An 18098-nucleotide genomic window follows, 5' to 3' on the forward strand; every position below is an offset into this window, starting at 1 on the left:
GGGTGGTCCTGGGGGTGGCTTAGGGTCTGGGGTCATGCCTCAGGGAAAGCCGAACGTCGTTCCGCAGGACGGTCTCACTACGCGGCAGCGTCGCAACCGTCCGCTGCTGCTCGTGCACACCGGGGAGATGAAGGGCAAGTCCACCAGCGCCTTCGGGCTCGCGCTGCGCGGCTGGAACCAGGGCTGGTCCATCGGGGTGTTCCAGTTCGTGAAGTCGGCGAAGTGGAAGGTCGGCGAGGAGAGCGCGTTCCGCGCCCTGGGCAAGCTGCACGACGAGACCGGTGAAGGCGGCCCCGTCGAATGGCACAAGATGGGCGAAGGCTGGTCCTGGGCCCGCAAGCAGGGCAGCGAAGAGGACCACGCCGCCGCCGCGCTCGAAGGCTGGCGGGAGATCGCCCGCCGCCTCGGCGAGGAACGGCACGGCATGTACGTCCTCGACGAGTTCACCTACCCGCTGCACTGGGGCTGGATCGACGTCGGCGAAGTCGTCCGGACGCTGCGCGACCGGCCCGGCCACCAGCACGTCGTGATCACCGGCCGCAACGCCCCCCAGGAGCTCGTCGACGCCGCCGACCTGGTCCTGGAGACCACGAAGGTCAAGCACCCGATGGACGCCGGGCAGAAGGGCCAGAAGGGCATCGAGTGGTGAGCCCGCGCGTCGTCATCGCCGCGCCCGGCTCGGGGCAGGGCAAGACGACGGTGGCGACCGGTCTGCTCGGCGCGCTGCGCCGCCGGTCGCTGCGGGTCGCGCCGTTCAAGGTCGGCCCCGACTACATCGACCCCGGCTACCACCACGTCGCCTCCGGGCTGCCCGGCCGGAACCTGGACCCGGTGCTGGTGGGGGAGGAGCGGATCGCGCCGCTGTTCCGGCACGGCAGCGCCGGTGCCGACCTGGCCGTCGCCGAAGGCGTGATGGGCCTGTTCGACGGCAAGATCGACGGGCCGGGTCCGGGCGACGAACCGGCCTTCGGCTCCACCGCGCACGTCGCGGGCCTGCTGCGCGCCCCGGTGGTGCTCGTCGTCGACGCGCAGGGGCAGTCGCAGAGCATCGCCGCGCTGCTGCACGGGTTCCGCAGCTTCCAGCCCGGGGTGCGGCTGGCCGGCGTGATCCTCAACCGGGTCGGTTCGCCGCGCCACGAGCAGGTGCTGCGGGACGCGGCGGACTCGGTGGGACTGCCGGTGCTCGGCGCGCTCGGCCGCACCGGCGGGCTCAGCGTCCCGTCCCGGCACCTCGGGCTGGTCACCGCCACCGAGCACGGCGGCGCCGCCACCGACGCCGTCGAAGCCATGTCGGACGCGGTCGAGTCCGGGGTGGACCTGGACGCGGTGATCGCGCTCGCCCGCAGCGCCCCCGCCCTGGACGGGCCCGCGTGGGACGCCGCCGCCGAAGTGGTGCCCGTCCCGGACCGCCCGGTGATCGCCGTGGCGGGCGGGCCCGCGTTCACGTTCGCCTACACCGAGCACGTCGAACTGCTCACCGCCGCCGGAGCCGAGGTCGCGGTGCTCGACCCGCTGCGCGACGAGGAGCTGCCCGCGGGCACCCGCGGGCTCGTGCTGCCCGGCGGGTTCCCCGAGCAGCATGCCGCGGCGCTGTCCGCGAACTCCGCGCTGCGCGCGGAGATCACCCGGTTCGCGGCCACCGGCGCCCCGATCCACGCCGAGTGCGGCGGGCTGCTGTACCTCGCCGAGGAGCTCGACGGGCACTCGCTGTGCGGGGTGATCCCGGCGCGCGCGGAGATGTCACCGCGGCTCACCCTCGGCTACCGGGATGCCGTCGCCGCCACCGACTCCGCGCTGAGCAGCGCCGGAACCCGGTTCACCGGCCACGAATTCCACCGTACCCGGCTCGAACCGGGCAGCGGCGGGCAGCCCGCCTGGTACTGGCGGGACGGCGCGGCCGTCGCGGAAGGATTCGTGCGCGGCGGGCTGCACGCCTCCTACCTGCACACCCATCCGGCCGGTGCGCCGGAGGCGGTGTCGCGGTTCGTGACCCGCTGTTCCCGGACGGTGACGGGCGGTGCGGGTACGGCCGTGTAGCCCGCCGCGATCAACAGGTACGGTCGTCACCTGTGCGGCCACGGTGGGCGACGGGGTTCCGGTGCCAGCGGACCGGTCGATCCCCCGCCCGACCTGGCCATCGAGCCGGTGCCCCCTCCCTCGGTGTGGTCCGATGTGGACGGTTCGGCGCGGCGAGCCGTACCGGTGACGCGGAAGAGGAGAGCGAACAGTGAGTGGCCGGATCTCGTTCATCGGTGCCGGACCCGGGGCCGCGGACCTCATCACGGTCCGCGCCGCGCGACGCATCGCCGAAGCCGACGTCGTGGTGTGGTCCGCCAGCGTGCTCGCCCCCGAATGCGTGCGGGAGCACGCGAGCCCCGACGCGGAGCTGCTCGACTCCTCCCAACTCACCCACGAGCAGGCGGTCGAGGTGTACCGCCGCGCCGAGCGGGACGAGCTGCGGGTCGTGCGGCTGCACGCCGGTGACCCGGCGCTGTGGGGTTCCGTGCAGGAGCAGCACGACGCCTGCGCCAAGATGGAGCTGGACGTGGAGATCGTGCCCGGCGTCAACGGCTTCTCCGCCGCCGCCGCGGCCGTCGGCCGCGAGCTGACCACCGCGGACACCGCGCGATCCGTGCTGGTCACCCGCCTCGGCGCCGGGAACCCGGACGCCGAGCAGGTGCGCGAACTGGCGCGGCACCAGGCGACGATGGCGGTGACGCTGCCCGCCTCCCGCGCGGCCCAGCTGGTGGAGGAGCTGCGCGCCGGTGGCTGCGCCGACGAGGTGCCCGTGCTCGTCGCCTACAAGGTGAGCTGGCCGGACGAGGTGCTGCTGAGCACCACCGTCGGCGAGCTGGAGCAGGCGGTGAAGCAGCGCAAGCTGTGGAGCACCGCGCTGTTCCTCGTCGGCAAGGCGCTCGGCGCGAGCGGCCGGTCCCGCGGCTACGGCGAGTCCGGCTACCGCCGGACCGAGACCTCCGGGCGCCGCCGCGGCTACCGGGCGGCGCGGCGGCACGACGCGGCCGAGCGCTCCGGCTCCGACCAGGAGGACGTCCCCGGCTCGCGTGCGGCGTTCCACGTGGGCACCGGCCCCGCCGTCGAGCGCCCGCAGCCCGAACCGGCGGCCGAGCCGGCGGCGCCCGCGCCCGACCCGGTGCCCGGGCGCGGTTCCGACGGTGCGACCGCGGTGCCGAACATCGCCTGGTGGGCGGTGCGGGAGTGGCAGGAGGCCGCTCGCGGTGCCGCCCGGGGGCAGGCGCGGCAGCGGCGCACCGAGGACCCGGCGCAGCCGGAGCTGTTCGGGGGCGGGCCGGAAGCCGAGACCGCACCGGCGGCCGCCGCGGCGCCCGAGACCACCGCGGCATCCCCGGAACCCGAGGGCACCGAGGCGCCGGTGCGCGTGGCGGAGACCGCCGCACCGGACCCGGCCACCGCGGACTCCGAAGTGGGCGAACCGGCGCGGCCCGCGCTCGCGGTCGTCCGCGACTCCGGTACCGGGACCGGAGCGGCCGGTTCGTCCGGCAAGGGGGACGAGAGCACCGGATCGGACGGCGGCGCCGAGCCGGCAGCCGCGACCGGCGAGCAGACCGGGACCGAGGGCACCGCGCGCACCTCGGCGGCGGAGACCACCGGCACCCCCCGCGCCACCGCGAAGACCCGCACCCGGGCGAAGTCGCAGACCAAGGCCCAAACGAAGGCGCAGACGAAGGCGCAGACCAAGACCGCGGGCACCCGGACCCGCACCGGGGGCGCGAAGTCGACCAAGAACAAGGGTGACGCGTCGAGCTGAGCGCGAGCGCATCCCCAGACGTGGCAAGGTGAACCGGGCTCGTGATCCGCGAGCCCGGCCGGTGCAGCGGCGTGGCAGGACGAGGTGGAAGACGTGACGGTCACGGTGATCGGGATCGACGGGGCGGAGCTGCCCGCGGGCGCCGCCGAGGTGCTGGGTTCGGCGCGGCTCGTGGTGGGCTCGCGCAGACACCTCGACGCGCACGCCCCGCAGCAGGCCCGGTCGCTGGACCTCGCGCAGTGGAGCCAGGCGCTGGGCGCGCTGACCTCGCTGGCGGGCGAGGAGACCGGGGTCGTGCTCGTCGACGGCGATCCTGGTTTCTTCGGCGTGCTGCGGGAGTTGCGGGAGCGCGGGGTGCGTTGCGCCGTCACCCCGGCCGCGCCGAACGTGGCCCGGCTGATGGCCCGCCTCGGCAGGCCGTGGGACTCGGTGCCGGTGGCGGCGGCGAGCGAGGACGACCTGCCCCGCGTGCTGAACCTGTGCCGGGCGCGACCGGCGGTGCTGGTGCTCAGCGGCCCGGGGGCCGGCCCGGCGCGGCTGGCTTCCGGGCTGACCGGCTGGCGGCGCACGCTCGTCGTCGGCGAAGACCTCGGCGGCGAGGGCGAGAAGATCACCACCGCCACCCCGGAGGAGGCCGCGCAGCGCAGCTGGCGCCCGGACGCGGTGGTGCTGTGCGCGGCGGAACCGAAGGAGGTCGGCGCCCGGGGCTGGCTCGCCGGCGGTGAGGTCCTGCCGCCCGCGAACGGCTGGGCGCTGTCCGAGGACGAGTTCTCGCACCGCGACGGCGAAGTGACGCCCGCCGAGGTGCGGGCGGTGGCGCTGGCGGATCTCGCGGCCCGCCCCGGCGCGCTGATCTGGGACGTCGGCGCCGGCTCCGGTTCGGTCGCCGTCGAGTGCGCCCGGCTCGGCGCCGCCACGATCGCCGTCGAGTCCGACGAGACCCAGGTGGTGCGGCTGATCACCAACGCCGCCGGGCACGGCGTGGACGTGCGGGTCGTGGAGCGGGCCGCGCCGGACTCGTTGCGGGACCTGCCGAAACCGGACGGCGTGTTCGTCGGCGGTGGCGGTCCGGACGTGGTCGCGGCCTGCGCGCACGCGGGCGCGGCGCGGATCGTGGTGGAGCTGACCGAGCTGGAGCGAGTCGGGCCGACCCGGGAGGCGTTGCGCACCGCGGGCTACCAGGTCCGCGGGGTGCAGCTGGCCGCCAGCAGGCTGGTGGAGCTCGCCGACGGCGGCTCCAAGCTGGAACCCACGGCACCGGTGGTGCTGGTGTCCGGGCACCGCAAGGCCGACTCGTGATCGGTCTGTTCCCGCGCACCCCGCAGGAGCAGCGCACCGCGAACGAGCTGGCCGCCCGGTGGGGGCCGGACGCGGTGCTGGTCGACGGCGGGCCGGGCCCGGCGCTGCGCCGGATGTGGTCCTCGCTGGACGGGGTGGTGCTGTTCCTGCCGGTGGGCGCGGCGGTGCGGCTGATCGCGCCGCTGCTGCGCGCCGAACGCACCGATCCGGAGGTGGTGTGCGTGGACGAGCACTTCGCCGTCACCGTCTCCGGTGGGGCGCAGGCGATCGCGCCGCGGATCGCGGAGGTGCTGGGGCGGATCCCGGTGCTCACCGCGGGCGCGGCGGCCACCGAGCTGGACGAGCTCGTGGACCGGCTCGGGGCCACCGCGGACGGTGATCTCGCCGGGTGCGCTCGGGCGATCGACGACGAGGAACCGGTGCTGCTGGTGAACCCGCACGGGTTCCCGCTCCCCGCGCTGCCGGAGAACGTGTCGCCGGACCGGGAGGATCCGGTCTGGACGGTGGTGGTCGACGACCGGCGGCCCGGGGAAGATCTCGGCGACCGCGTGGTGCGGTTGATCCCGCCGACGCTGGTGGTGGGCGTCGGTGCCGTGCGGGGCGTGTCGCGGACCGCGGTGACCGGGCTGATGTCCCGGCTCGACCGGGAGCACGGGCTGGACCCGCGCGCGATCCGGGCGTTCGCCACCGCGGAGGCGAAGGCGGAGGAGCGCGGCATCCTGGACGCGGTGCAGGACCTGGGTTTCTGGCACTCGGCGGACGCCGAGGAGCTACCGCTGCGCTCCTACCCGGCGGCCGAGCTCGCAGAGGAGGACGTGCCGAACCCGAGCGAACGGGTGCGGGCCGAGGTGGGCACCGCGTCCGTCGCGGAGGCCGCCGCGCTGCGCGCCGCCCGCGAGCTCGCCGGGGAGGACGCCGAGGTGCGGCTGGTCGTGCCGAAGCTGGGCGCCGACGGCGTCACCGTCGCCGCCGCCCGGATCCGCCCGCGCGGCCGGATCACCACGATCGGTCTCGGCCCGGGGCTGGCGGACCTGCGCACCCCGCGCGCGGACGCGGAACTGCGCCACGCCGCCGCTGTCGTCGGCGGGGCGCCGGAGCTGGAGCTGATCCGCGACCTGCTGCACCCGGGCGCCGTGACCCGCCGCGTCGGGTCCGCCGAGGAAGGTGCGCTCGCCGCCGCCGAACTGGCGGCCGGGGGCCGCACCGTGGCCCTCGTCGGCACGGACGACGCGGCACCGCTGCGCGCCGCCGTCCAGGACGAACCGGCCTGCCGGGCCGTGCACACCGAATGGATCCCCGGCGTGCGCGGCTGACGGCCGGATCGTCGCCCCGGGAGCACCGGGGACCGCGACCTCACGCCATGAGGTGCACGCGCCGGTGCTGGCGGGTGCCGATGTCCTCCGCGGCGGTGTCGAGCAGCTTGTGGCCGAGTTCGAACAGCGCCCTGGCGAGCGCGATCTCATCTCCGATCTGCGGGACGTCCGGGTCGTCCGGGTGCCGCCGCGCGGCGCCGTGCCCGTGCAGCGCCCTGCCGTCGCCGGTGACCATCCCGACGTCCGCGGTGGTCTTCATGCCGGCTTCGACGACCTGCATGTCCAGTGTGAGCGTCCGGTTCGCGTGCATGGCCGCCTCCCTGGTTCGCCTGCCCCCAGGATGCGCCGCCGAGGACCGCGCGGCAAAGCGGTCCGGGAGGCGGTTGCGCTGGTGAGAGAGGTCACCGCAGGTTTGACCTCCGTTCCGGGGCGGGTGACGATACTGCGGTCGGTCGAGGCGCCCCCCGGATCGTTCGGCGGCGGCCCCGGCGGCTCCCCGTGGCAGGATGGTCCGGCGCCGCGCTCGGCAGGCGCCCCGCCCCGGCGGATCGGACCCGGCGACGGGTCGAGGTGACGCAGCGGCGTCCCGCGCTCAGGCCACGGCAACGGCGCCGCGGTGAACATCGACACGAACGACGGACGGCATGACCACGCACTCATCTGCGCAGCACACCTCGGGCGAACACCACTACTTCGCGGGACTCGACCTCACCGGCAGGCGGGTGGTGGTGGTCGGTGCGGGCGGCGTCGCGCAGCGGCGCGTGCCCCGGCTGATCGGCGCGGGCGCGCGCGTGGAGGTCATCTCGCCGGAGGCGACGCCCGCGGTCGAGGCGATGGCCCAGACCGGGGAGATCACCTGGCACCGCAGGCCGTACGCGGACGGCGATCTGGACGGCGCCTGGTACGCGGTGGCGTGCGCGACGGGCCACGAGGTCAACGCCGCCGTCTCCGCCGAAGCCGAGCGCCGCCGGGTGTTCTGCGTGCGCGCCGACGACGCCGCGCAGGGCACCGCGGTGACCCCGGCCGTCGCCGAGCACGGCGGGCTGCTGCTCGGCGTGCTCGCCGGGGGAGCGCACCGGCGTTCCGCCGCGGTGCGGGACGCGCTGGTCACCGCGCTGCGCTCCGGGGTCGTGGACGAGCACGCGGAGCGGCCCGCACCGGGCGTCGCGCTCGTCGGCGGCGGCCCCGGCGCCCCGGACCTGATCACGGTGCGCGGCAGGCAGCTGCTCGGCCGGGCCGACGTGGTGATCACCGACCGGCTGGCCCCGCGCGAGCTGCTGGAGGAGCTCGGCCCGCACGTGGAGGTCGTGGACGCCTCCAAGATCCCGTACGGCCGCGCCGCCAACCAGGACGTGATCAACGAACTGCTGGTGGAGCACGCGCGCGCCGGGAAGTTCGTGGTGCGCCTCAAGGGCGGCGACCCGTACCTGTTCGGCCGCGGCTACGAGGAACTGCTGGCCTGCGTGGCCGCCGGGGTGCCGGTCACCTCGGTCCCCGGCATCACCAGCGCGTTCTCCGTGCCCGCCGCGGCCGACGTGCCGGTCACGCACCGCGGGGTGGCGCACGAGGTCGTGGTGGTGTCCGGGCACGTCGGCCCGCACGACGAGACCTCGCTGGTGGACTGGCCCGCGCTGGCGCGGCTGCGCGGCACGCTGGTGCTGATGATGGCGGTCAAGCGCATCGGCGAGTTCGCCGCGGTGCTGATCGAGCACGGCCGCGACCCGAAGTCGCCGGTCGCGATCGTGCAGGAGGGGACCATGCGCACCCAGCGGGCGGTGCGCACCACGCTCGCCGAGGCCGCCGACGCGGTCCGCGCCCACGACGTCGCCCCGCCCGCGGTGATCATCGTCGGCCCGGTCGCCGACCTCACCCCGCCCGAACGCCGCTGACGGCCGGAGCGATGGCGGCCGCGGGAGCGATGGCGGCCGTCGGAGCGCCTCTGACCGCCCGAACGCCGTCGGCCGCCGGAACGCCGTCGGAGCTCGGGCACAGCTGACAGCCGGCGCGCCGTCGCCGCGAGGGAACCACCGACCGCATGAGAACGGCCCACCCACCCGATCCTGCCGGGCTGGTGGGCCGTTCGTGGCGTCGTCCGCGCGGGTCAGCTCTCGTCGGGGGCGCCGCCGAAACGGGCCCGGTAGTCCGCCAGGTCGTCCTCGGTGACCTTCGCGAACAGCACCGGCGGGATGGTGAAGTCGGTGCCCGCCGGGACGAGCTCGAAGGACCGCGCCTCCTCGACCGACACCCAGCTGCGCTGCGGGTCGTCGGAGGCGAACGCCGCGCGCATCGCCTTCGCCGCGCCCGGGACCAGCGGTTCGGACACCACCGCGTACAGGTAGATCAGGTTCATCGCGGTGCGCAGCGTCAGCGCGGCCGCGTCCTGGTCGGTGCGGATCTGGATCCAGGGCGCCTTCTCCTCCAGGTAGGAGTTGCCCGCGCTCCACATGGACCGCAGCGCCTGGGCGGCCTTGCGGAACTGCTTGGCCTCCAGGTGGGTCTGGTAGTCGGCGAGCAGCCCGCCGATCTCCGCGGCGAGCCGCCGCTCCGGTTCCCCGGCGGCGTCCCCGGCGGGCACCTGGTCGCCGAACCGCTTGCGGGAGAACGACAACACCCGGTTCACGAAGTTGCCGAGGGTGTCGGCGAGGTCCTTGTTCACCACCGAGGCGAACAGCTCCCAGGAGAACGAGGAGTCGTCGGACTCCGGCGCGCTCGCGATGAGGAAGTAGCGCCAGTAGTCGGCGGGCAGCAGCTCCAGTGCCTGGTCGGTGAAGATGCCGCGCTGGTCGCTGGTGGAGAACTTCCCGCCGTAGTACGTCAGCCAGTTGAACGACTGGACGAAGTCGACCATCTTCCACGGCTCGCGGGTGCCCAGCTCGGTCGCCGGGAACATCACGGTGTGGAACGGGACGTTGTCCTTGGCCATGAACTCGGTGTAGGTGACGTCCTCGGCCTCGTACCACCAGGACTTCCAGTCCCGCTCGCCCGGCGCCAGGTCGGACCACTCCTTGGTGGCGCCGATGTAGCCGATCGGCGCGTCGAACCAGACGTAGAAGACCTTGCCCTCGGCGGCCAGCTCCGGCCAGGTGTCGGCGGGCACCGGGACGCCCCAGTCGAGGTCGCGGGTGATGGAGCGGTCCCGCAGCCCCTCGGTGATCCACTTCCGGGCGATGGAGGAGGACAGGTTCGGCCACTCGCCGCTCGCCTCGTCCAGCCAGCCCTCCACCTCGTCGGTCAGCTTCGACTGGGTGAGGAACAGGTGCTTGGTCTCGCGGACCTCCAGTTCGGTGCTGCCGCTGATCGCCGACCGCGGTTCCACGAGGTCGGTCGGGTCGAGCACCCGGGTGCAGTTCTCGCACTGGTCGCCGCGGGCCTTCTCGTAGCCGCAGTGCGGGCAGGTGCCGATGATGTAGCGGTCCGGCAGGAACCGGCCGTCGGCGGGCGAGTAGACCTGCCGGATCGACTGCTGCTCGATGAAGCCGTGCTCGTGCAGCTTCCGCGCGAAGTGCTGGGTGATCTCGCGGTTCTGCTCCGAGGAGGTGCGTCCGAAGTGGTCGAAGGAGAGCTCGAAACCGCGGTAGATCTCGGCCTGCGCCCGGTGCTGCTGCTCGCAGAACTCCGCGACCGGCAGCCCGGCGTCGGCGGCGGCCAGCTCGGCCGGGGTGCCGTGCTCGTCGGTGGCGCAGATGTAGAGCACCTCGTGCCCGCGCTGGCGCAAGTACCGGGAGTAGACGTCGGCGGGGAGCATGGAGCCGACCATGTTGCCCAGGTGCTTGATGCCGTTGATGTACGGGAGCGCACTGGTTACCAGGTGGCGGGTCATTCGAGAATGCTCCAATAGCGTTGTTTCGGTGCAGACCCCGCTGAATCCGGCCGACGCCGGCGCGCGCATGGGTGCTGACGAACACCGTTGACCAGGGAGATGCTACCGGCACGGGATCGTCGGCACGGCTCGCCCTCGCCCCGCCGGACGCGGTCCGCGAGGGGGTCGTCCGGCCGGGCGGGTGCTGGTCACCGCACGGGGGAGGACGGTGCGCCGGGCTGCTCGATCTCCCAGGTCGCCGAGGTCGGTGACGAACCGGTCGCGGCCGTTGCCGGTGCGGGACGTGCGCGAGGTGCTGGCCGGTGCGCCTCCCGTTCGCCGTCCCCGGGGCCCGTTCGACCGCTGGTCGAACGGGCCGTTCCGGGGCGGGATCAGGTGGGGACGGCCTCCAGCGCGGTGACGGCCTCGTCCCACGGCCGCGGGTCGGCGACCAGGGTCCGGAGCGTGCGGGTGGGTTTCGGGGGCACACCGATGGTGAGCGCCCCGCAGGCCGTGCTGCCACGGCGGTAGAGGGCCGCGACCTTCGGCGCCGCCGGATCGGCGCCGTCGAGCACGCGCAGCCGCACCTCGTCCGGTTCGGCCAGGTCGCCGAACGCCTGCACCTTGAACCGGTACTGGTCGGACCAGAAATACGGCACCGGGGCGAACGGGCTCCGCTCCCCGAAGCGCTCCGGGTCCAGTTCGGCCAGCAGGTTCCGCGCGGCCGCCATGCCCTGCTCGGTGGCGTTCATCCGGTGCTCCACCCGGACCGGGCGGCCCAGCACCGGGTGCGGCCAGCGCGCCACGTCCCCGGCCGCGTAGACACCGGGGGCCGCCGCGCAGAACTCGTCGCAGCCGACGCCGTCGGCGAGGTCCAGCCCGCTGTCGGCAAGCCAGTCCACGGCCGGTGTGGAGCCGATCGCGACCAGCACCGCGTCCCCGGTGATCTCCTCGCCACCGGCCAGCCGCACGCCGCGGGTGCGGCCCTCGTCGTGGACGAGCCCGGCGACGGATTCGCCGAGCCGCAGCTCGACGCCGTGCGCCCGGTGCGCGGCGGCCAGCAGCGCGCCCGCTTCGGCGCCGATGGCGCGTTCCATCGGCACCGGTTCCGGCGCGACCAGCACCACCTCGTGCCCGAGTTCGCGGGCGACCGCGGCGACCTCGACGCCGAGCACCCCGGCGCCGACGACGACCAGCCGCCGCCCGGGGAACGCCAGCGGTGCGCGCAGCGCCAGCGCGTCGTCGAGGGTGCGCAGCACGTGCGCCCCCGGCGACTGCTCCGGCAGCGCGCGGGCCGCGACACCGGTCGCGATGATCACCCCGTCGCAGTCCAGCGCGTCCGCGCCGAGCAGCACCCGGCGATCGGCCACGTCCAGCCCGGTCGCCCGGGTACCCAGCCGCAGGTCCAGGTCGAGCCCGTCGAGCGCGTCGGCGGCGCGCAGCCCGGTGCGGTCCGGTTCCCACGCGCCGGACAGCACCTGCTTGGACAGCGGCGGCCGGTCGTAGGGCAGGTGCGGTTCCGCGCCGACCAGTGCGATCTCCCCGTCCCAGCCGCTGCGGCGCAGCTGCTCCGCCGCGGTGAGCCCGGCGGCGGAGGCGCCGATCACCGCGATGCGCCCGGCGCTCATCCGCGGGCCCGGATCGCCGCTGCCGGGCACCCGGCCGCGGCCGCCCGGACCGTCTCGTGCACCTCGGGCGGGGGCGCGCTGTCCAGCAGCACCACGACGCCGTTCTCGTCGATCGTGATCTCCATGCTTCTTCCTTACCCCTCGACGGGTTCCGGCGTCACCACGGGATGCGAAGCGGCTTGGACCACCTCTGGATGTCAGGTGAGCGGCCCGTTCGCCCCGTGGCGCTGGTCGAGCGGGCCGCTCACCTGGGGAGGTGCACGTCGTCGTGCTGTCCGGCCGAGAGGAACAGCGCGAGCTCCCGGCCCTCGTCGGCGACGGCGGACCGTTCGGCGGCGGTGAGGCGGCGCAGCGGATCGACCCGCAGCGCGTCCGCCTCCGCCCGCCAGGTTCCCGCGACCCTGCCGTCGACCAGCACCACCCGCTCGCCCGCCACGGACAGGCCGCGGTGCTCGTCGGCCACGATCCGGCTCCGGTCGTGATAGCCGAGGACCGCGTTGTCGAACGCGGGCAGGAACCGCACCGGTGCGGGCACGTCCGGGTCGGGGCGCGGTGCGTCCGGCAGGTCGAGCAGCTCGCGGCCCCGCTCGTCGCGGAACGACACCAGTTCCGGGCGAAGCTCGGCCACCGCGCCCGGCAGCCCGGCGAGCCCCGACCAGGCGCGCACGTCGGCGGTCGCCGCCGGGCCGAACGCGGCCAGGTAGCGGCGCACCAGCTCCCGCCCCACCGGATCGGAACCCGGCGGCGACGGCGGGTCGACCTCGCGACCCAGCCAGTCCGCGAGCGGCACCACCCGCACCCCGCCACCGCTGCGCCACAACCCGCGCGGCGGGAGCTGCACCGCTGGGACCAGCGCCGCCACCAGCACTTCGCCCAGCGCCCGCCGGGACGGGCCCGGCCAGCGGTCGGTGAGCGCCCCGGCCAGTTCGGCCATCGTCCGCGGTTCGCCGTCGGCGAGCGCCGCCCGGCCCGCGGCGGCCAGCTCGTCCAGGTCGATCCCGTCGAAGTCGCGGCGGTAGGCCGCGAGGCCGCGCTGCCGCAGCATCGCGTCGTGCCGGGACCGCCAGCCGAGCGCGTCCTCGGCGGTGAGCAGGTGCACGGTGCGGCGCATCAGGTGCGTGCGCACCAGCCTCCGCCGCACCAGCAGGTCGGAGAGCTCTCCGGGGTCGAATCCGCGCAGCCGGGCGAACAGTCCCGCGAACGGGGCCTGCGGTTCCTGCGCCTGCATCCCGCACAGGTGCGCCACGGCCGCCGCCACCGGCAGGTCGGCGCGGTCCAGCAGCAGTTGCCGGGCGAGCGTCGCGCGGTTGAGCGCGCGGGTTCCGAGGACGGTCATCTCGTGTCCTGTTCGCGGGAGGGATCAGAAGCCGCGGCGGCCGTCGATGGTCTCCCGCAGGATGTCGGCGTGCCCGGCGTGCTGGGTCGTCTCGGCGATCACGTGGATCAGCACCCGGCGCGCGCTGCGCACCTCGCCCGGCGGGTTCCACGGCACCTCCGGCAGCGGGTGCGCGACGTTCAGGTCGGGCAGCGCGGACACGACCTCCGCGGTGCGCGCGGCGACCTCCTGGTAGCGGGCGAGGACGTCGGCGAGGGTGTCGCCGGGCCGCATCCGGAACTCCTCCTGGAACTCGATCATGCGCTGCGGCAGCGTCGTCGCCGTCCCCGCCATCAGGTCCTCCCAGGTGACGCCGTCGGGCAGTTCGACGGCCATCGCGGAGGTGCCTTCGAGGATGAAGCGCACCCAGTTGCGCTCCACGGACGTCACGTGCTTGATCAGACCGCCCAGGCACAGCTCGCTGACCGTCGGCCGCAGCCCGAGCTGCTCGTCGTCCAGCCCGTCGGTGGTGGTGATCAGCGCCGTGCGGGCGGCGTCGAGCTCGGCGAGCAGGTCGGCGCGCTCGGCGTCGAGGGTGGTGGTCACGGTGGTCCTTCCGGTGGTGCTTCGTCGTCGTGGGCCCCACCTTGACACCGGTAGCGGCCAGGACGCGTCCGCTTCTCCGGGCACTATGGGGTCGTGCCGAAGACCTCCGCGCGGTTGCTGTCGTTGCTGTCCCTGCTGCAGGCCCGCCGGGACTGGCCGGGCGCGCTGCTCGCCGAACGCCTCGACGTCAGCCCGCGCACGGTGCGCCGCGACGTGGACCGGTTGCGGGAGCTCGGTTATCCGATCGCGGCGATCAAGGGGCCGGACGGCGGTTACCGGCTGGGCGCGGGCAGCGAGTTGCCGCCGCTGCTGTTCGACGACGACCAGGCCGTGGCGCTCACCCTCGCGCTCCAGCTCGCCGGCACCTCGGGGGCGGGGCTGGAGGAGGCGGCGCAGCGCGCGCTGCACACGATCCGCCAGGTGCTGCCCGCCCGGCTGCGGCACCGCGTGGACACGGTCCGGGTGACCGCGGTTCCGCAGCCGGAGGCGCGGGTGCGGGTGGAGCGCGGCGTGCTGGTGGCGCTCAGCGCCGCGGTGCACGCCCGCGAGGAGCTGCGCTTCGACTACCTGCACCCGAGGCGGGAGGGACCGCCGCGGCGGGTGCAGCCGCACCACCTGATCACCTGGGGCGGGCGTTGGTACCTGGTGGCGTGGGACCTGGACCGGGCGGACTGGCGCACCTTCCGCGCCGACCGGATCGCGCCGCGCACGCCGACGGGGCCGCGCTTCGCGCCGCGCGAGGTGCCCGGGGGCGACGTGGCGCGGTTCATCACCGAGAAGTTCCGGGGCGCGCAGGGCTGGCCGTGCCGCGGGGAGGTGGTGCTGCACCGACCGGCGGAGGAGGTCGCCGAGTTCCTGTCGGACGACCTGGTGGAACCGCTCGACGAGGGCCGCTGCCGGTTGCTGGCCGGTTCCTGGTCGTGGTCCGGGCTGGCGGTGGCGATCGCGCGGTTCGGGGTGGACTTCGAGGTGGTCGGGCCGCCGGAGCTGCGCGCCGCGGTCGCCGACCTGGGGCGCCGCTGCGCGGCGGCGATCGACCAGCCACCGGCCGCACCGCCACCGGCGGCGGACGTCCCGTCGAGGAGAGCGCCGAAGTCGTGAACGGGATGGCCACCACCGGGCCGCGGCCCCACCGGCACCTTCCAGGAGCCGGACGGCGAGCTCGGCTGGTGACCCCGCGAGCCGGGGCCACCACCGAGGCCGTCCGTGGTGTCAGCGGTCGTAGCGCCCGGTCTTCACCGCGGTGAGGAACTCGGACCACCGCGGAAGATCGGTGACCAAGTACCCGGCCGCGCGATTCTTGGTGTCGCGGATGGCGGCCCGGCCGTCCGCGCGCCCGATCTCGACGCAGTTGGTCTGGTTGCCGCTGTAGCTCGATTTCCGCCAGCGGAAGGCCTTGCTCATTTCTCTTTCTCCATCTGATCGGTGATCTCAGCGACGAGAGCCGCAGAGGCTTCGCGGCTCATCGCCATCCCGCGAAGTCTCTCGGCTGCGTTCTGGTAGTCCTGCACGTCCTTGGCATCGGTGATGGTCGTACTGGAGCGGTAGTGCTCGAGATGCACCACCGGCTTGTCCCGACTGAATTCGATCAGCACGAACGGGCCTTCGAGCGCGGGAGAATATCCGCCACCGAGCGGCAGGACCTGGGCCTCGACGTTGTCCCGCTGAACCCACTCCGAGAGATGTCGGAGTTGTTCGACCATCACGGCGGGTTCGCACGGCGGATAGCGGAGGGCGTGTTCACCGATGATCGCGTTCAAGGCGACCGGTGTGCGGCGGCTGAGCACATCTCGGCGTCCCAGTCGATAGGTCACGCGCTTGTCCGCTTCGCCGCGGGTGGCGCCCGCTCCGCGCATGATCGAACGTGCGTAGTTGCCGGTCTGCAGCAGTCCTGGGATGAGCAGTGGTTCGACATCGGTGATGCGCTGAGCGGTGCGCTCGTACTCGGTCAGCACGGTCAGCTGTTTGCCGACTCCTGGCGCTACCCAGTTCGGATCTCCGGCATCCCGGGCGAGTTGCAACAGGCGTTCGCGCTCGTCGCCGGTGACGCCGAGGATTCCCAGCACGGCGCCGACATCGGCCTCGCGCGGCGTCAGTTTGCCGTTCTCCCAACGGGAAACATGGGTGTGGCTTCGCCCGAGCCGAGTCCCCAGTTCGCTGGTGGACAAACCTGCTGCTTTGCGCGCTGCGCGCAGCTCCGCTCCGAGCTGTCGCGCTCGAGGTGTGTCGGCTGTGCTGGGCATGCACAAATCCTAGCCAGAGCCCTGTCCTGTCCCCGCTTCACCCGAAGGAGATCTTGCCGCGTTGTGCATGCACAGGTTTATAGTTCTTGCACAGGCGGGAGTGGGATGGCGACAACGAATGGAGCGATCGATGGCACGGGTGTTCATGGCCTCGGAGCAGGAATCGGTGTGGCACGTGGTGGAGCTGCGCACCGGTGGCGCACGGCCGATCGCCCGCTGCGGCCACGTGATCCGCGGCCGGGTGCACCGCCGCCTCGGGCGCCCGGAGCGGCCGCGCGGGATGTGCGACCCGTGCGCTTCGGACGTGAACGGCCGAGAACCGCGCCCCACGCCGGAAGCCGCCTGAGATTTCCAGCAGGCCCTCGGTGCCGACCGCCCGAGGGCCGGACCGGCCCGCGTCCCCGACCCCCGACCGGGCGTGGGCCGGTTCCCGGCCGGGTCGCCCTGCGCCCCGCCCCGCGCGCGGCGGCCCGGCCGGGCCCCGGGGGGGGGCGGCCCCCCCCCCCCGACCCGGTGGCGGGTCAGGCGGTGTTGACGGAGGTCTCCATCAGGGCGCCGCGCCATGCGACGGATTCGCGGAGGGCGGCGGCCACGTCGGGCGAGGTGCCGGTCAGGTCGGCGTAGGCGCGGTGCAGGTTCGCGACGATGCGCTCGGCGTCGGCCCAGTCCGCGAACTCGCCGAGGTCGGCGTCCTGCGCGGCCTCCAGCGGCGGGATCCCGGCGTCCACCCCGGACTTCGCGAGGTCCAGCACCAGCCGGTAGTAGCGCTCGTGCTCGGCGAGCACGCCCGGCAGGTCCGCGGCCTCGATCACCGGGCCGTGCCCGGGCACCACGCGCCGCGGCTCGAACTCGGCGATCCAGTCCAGCGCCCGCGCAGCGCCCGCGGGCGAGCCCATGAACACCAGCGGCGTGAGGCCGTGGAACAGCAGGTCGCCGCTGAACAGCACGCGTTCCTCGGGCAGCCAGGCCACCACGTCGCCGCCGGTGTGCGCGGAGTGGCCGGGGTGGCGCAGCTCGACGGTGCGGCCGCCGACGTGCACCGACAGCTCGGACCGGAAGGTCACCGACGGCACGCGCCGCACCACGTTCCCCCAGTCCGGGACGGGCGACCAGAACGGCGGGCAACCGTCGATCATCGGGTCGGTGGCGAGCGCGGACCGCATGTGCTCGTGTCCGAACAGGACGGTCTCGGCGGGCAGCAGCGAGTTGCCGTAGGAGTGGTCGCCGTGCTCGTGGGTGTTCACCGCCCACCGGATCGGCGAATCCGGTGCGGTGCGGGCGATCTCGTCCAGGAACCGGCGGGTGCGCTGCTCGGTGGCGCAGGTGTCGACGACGAGCAGCCCGTCGTCCCCGGCGATCACCCCGGCGTTGTTCACCCACCAGGTCCCGTCCGGCTGCACCCACGCCCACACCCCGTCGGCGAGCGGTTCGAGGCGGGGCTGCGTGTCGTTCGTGTGCATGCGAGCAGTGTGCACCGGTCGCCCGGAGACCATCTCGGCCCCGCCGCCGGGGAGGGGTTCGTGGGGGGAATGCCGCAGCGGTACCCGGCACGCGCGGAATTCGTCCGGTCACCCGGCCTCCGGCTCTACGCTCCGATTTCCCGGCCAGGTGAGCCGGACAGGTGAGGAGGCCGTGTCGTGCAGGTGAAGAAGTTCCTCGGTGCGCTGGTGCTGGCGGGCGGTGTCGCGGTGGCGGCCCCGGCGGTGGCGCTGGCGGCGGACCCGCCGCCGGACCAGACCGTCCCCGGCAATGGCGACGCCGACGAGACCACGCCCGGTTCCGGCGGTACCAGCGACGGCACCGTGCCCGGTTCGGGCGGGGTGGGCACGATCGCCCTGGCGCAGGGCGACGGCGGTTCCGGCATCGGCGACAGCGGCGGCGGTTCCGGCATCGGCAACAGCGGTGACGACAACGGGTCGGGCATCGGCGACAGCGGCGGCGGCTCGGGCATCGGCCAGAGCTGACCCGACCGCCCGCGCGGAACGGGCCCCCCCCCCCCCCCCGGGGGGGGGGGGGGGGGGGGGGGGGGGGGGGGGGGCCCCCGCCCCGCGGGGGGGGATAAAAAAAAGCAGCCCCCCCGCCCCCACACGGAGGGGTGTGGGGGGGGG

At 74.5% G+C, this 18098-nt stretch carries 18 protein-coding genes; 9 read left to right on the forward strand and 9 right to left on the reverse strand.

From position 1 onward, the window contains the following. Positions 1-34 precede the first annotated feature (34 nt). The 5 genes from cobO (at position 35) to LCD33_RS25265 (ending at position 6399) form a co-directional block, all read left to right on the forward strand. On the forward strand, positions 35-649 hold the full coding sequence (gene cobO / locus LCD33_RS25245) for a cob(I)yrinic acid a,c-diamide adenosyltransferase (protein WP_224963240.1): 615 nt from the start codon (positions 35-37) through the stop codon (positions 647-649). After that, the gene (locus LCD33_RS25250; protein WP_224966120.1) at positions 646-2037 is read left to right on the forward strand and encodes a cobyrinate a,c-diamide synthase; all 1392 of its coding nucleotides are present in this window, start codon (positions 646-648) and stop codon (positions 2035-2037) included. The genes cobO and LCD33_RS25250 overlap by 4 nt, the downstream gene beginning before the upstream one ends. Before the next feature lie 190 nt (positions 2038-2227). After that, positions 2228-3787, forward strand: a complete 1560-nt coding sequence (locus LCD33_RS25255; protein ID WP_224978353.1) for a cobalt-precorrin-4/precorrin-4 C(11)-methyltransferase — start codon at positions 2228-2230, stop codon at positions 3785-3787. A 93-nt stretch (positions 3788-3880) separates the two neighbouring features. Further along, positions 3881-5086, forward strand: a complete 1206-nt coding sequence (locus LCD33_RS25260; protein WP_224966118.1) for a bifunctional cobalt-precorrin-7 (C(5))-methyltransferase CbiE/decarboxylating cobalt-precorrin-6B (C(15))-methyltransferase CbiT — start codon at positions 3881-3883, stop codon at positions 5084-5086. Further along, complete coding sequence (locus LCD33_RS25265; protein ID WP_224960440.1) at positions 5083-6399, forward strand: cobalamin biosynthesis protein; 1317 nt, start codon at positions 5083-5085, stop codon at positions 6397-6399. Before LCD33_RS25260 ends, LCD33_RS25265 begins: the two co-directional genes overlap by 4 nt. A gap of 40 nt (positions 6400-6439) precedes the next feature. On the opposite strand, the gene LCD33_RS25270 is transcribed toward LCD33_RS25265, so the two are convergent. Continuing rightward, positions 6440-6709 carry a DUF1876 domain-containing protein gene (locus LCD33_RS25270; protein WP_224960439.1) on the reverse strand — a complete coding sequence of 90 codons (270 nt, stop codon included), beginning with the start codon at positions 6707-6709 and terminating at the stop codon, positions 6440-6442. A 334-nt stretch (positions 6710-7043) separates the two neighbouring features. Here LCD33_RS25270 and cobA point away from each other — a divergent pair, with 334 nt between their 5' ends. After that, the gene (cobA, locus tag LCD33_RS25275) at positions 7044-8288 is read left to right on the forward strand and encodes a uroporphyrinogen-III C-methyltransferase (RefSeq protein ID WP_224960438.1); all 1245 of its coding nucleotides are present in this window, start codon (positions 7044-7046) and stop codon (positions 8286-8288) included. A gap of 212 nt (positions 8289-8500) precedes the next feature. On the opposite strand, the gene metG is transcribed toward cobA, so the two are convergent. The 5 genes from metG to LCD33_RS25295 all read right to left on the reverse strand — a co-directional run bounded on the left by metG (position 8501) and on the right by LCD33_RS25295 (position 13747). Continuing rightward, the gene (metG, locus tag LCD33_RS25280) at positions 8501-10219 is read right to left on the reverse strand and encodes a methionine--tRNA ligase (RefSeq protein ID WP_224960436.1); all 1719 of its coding nucleotides are present in this window, start codon (positions 10217-10219) and stop codon (positions 8501-8503) included. Positions 10220-10590: 371 nt separating this feature from the next. Beyond that, on the reverse strand, positions 10591-11826 hold the full coding sequence (locus tag LCD33_RS25285; protein WP_224960434.1) for an NAD(P)/FAD-dependent oxidoreductase: 1236 nt from the start codon (positions 11824-11826) through the stop codon (positions 10591-10593). Then, a complete protein-coding gene (locus tag LCD33_RS29090) occupies positions 11823-11951 on the reverse strand; it encodes a hypothetical protein (protein WP_255615711.1) in 129 nt (42 codons plus the stop codon). The genes LCD33_RS25285 and LCD33_RS29090 overlap by 4 nt, the downstream gene beginning before the upstream one ends. A 119-nt stretch (positions 11952-12070) precedes the next feature. Further along, entirely contained in the window at positions 12071-13162 is a 1092-nt protein-coding gene (locus LCD33_RS25290; RefSeq protein WP_224978354.1) for a winged helix DNA-binding domain-containing protein, read from the reverse strand. Between the two features lie 24 nt (positions 13163-13186). Beyond that, positions 13187-13747 carry a DinB family protein gene (locus tag LCD33_RS25295; protein ID WP_224960431.1) on the reverse strand — a complete coding sequence of 187 codons (561 nt, stop codon included), beginning with the start codon at positions 13745-13747 and terminating at the stop codon, positions 13187-13189. 93 nt (positions 13748-13840) lie between these two features. On the opposite strand from LCD33_RS25295, the gene LCD33_RS25300 reads away from it, so the two are divergent. Next, complete coding sequence (locus LCD33_RS25300; RefSeq protein ID WP_224960430.1) at positions 13841-14848, forward strand: YafY family protein; 1008 nt, start codon at positions 13841-13843, stop codon at positions 14846-14848. Between the two features lie 111 nt (positions 14849-14959). Here LCD33_RS25300 and LCD33_RS25305 read toward each other — a convergent pair whose 3' ends face one another. Beyond that, positions 14960-15151 (reverse strand): DUF397 domain-containing protein, encoded by a 192-nt coding sequence (locus tag LCD33_RS25305; RefSeq protein WP_224960429.1) that lies wholly within the window; start codon positions 15149-15151, stop codon positions 14960-14962. Then, on the reverse strand, positions 15148-15990 hold the full coding sequence (locus LCD33_RS25310; RefSeq protein ID WP_224966115.1) for a helix-turn-helix transcriptional regulator: 843 nt from the start codon (positions 15988-15990) through the stop codon (positions 15148-15150). The genes LCD33_RS25305 and LCD33_RS25310 overlap by 4 nt, the downstream gene beginning before the upstream one ends. A gap of 130 nt (positions 15991-16120) precedes the next feature. Between LCD33_RS25310 and LCD33_RS25315 the strand changes: the two genes are divergently transcribed. Further along, positions 16121-16336: a hypothetical protein gene (locus tag LCD33_RS25315; RefSeq protein ID WP_224960427.1), complete on the forward strand. Its 216-nt coding sequence runs from the start codon at positions 16121-16123 to the stop codon at positions 16334-16336. 175 nt (positions 16337-16511) lie between these two features. On the opposite strand, the gene LCD33_RS25320 is transcribed toward LCD33_RS25315, so the two are convergent. Further along, positions 16512-17450: an MBL fold metallo-hydrolase gene (locus LCD33_RS25320; protein ID WP_224969008.1), complete on the reverse strand. Its 939-nt coding sequence runs from the start codon at positions 17448-17450 to the stop codon at positions 16512-16514. 177 nt (positions 17451-17627) lie between these two features. Between LCD33_RS25320 and LCD33_RS25325 the strand changes: the two genes are divergently transcribed. Then, positions 17628-17954, forward strand: a complete 327-nt coding sequence (locus LCD33_RS25325) for a hypothetical protein (protein ID WP_224960424.1) — start codon at positions 17628-17630, stop codon at positions 17952-17954. Positions 17955-18098 lie beyond the last annotated feature (144 nt).

Origin of the sequence: Saccharopolyspora sp. 7B (assembly GCF_020177435.1) — a bacterium.
Lineage (GTDB): Bacteria > Actinomycetota > Actinomycetes > Mycobacteriales > Pseudonocardiaceae > Saccharopolyspora_C > Saccharopolyspora_C gregorii.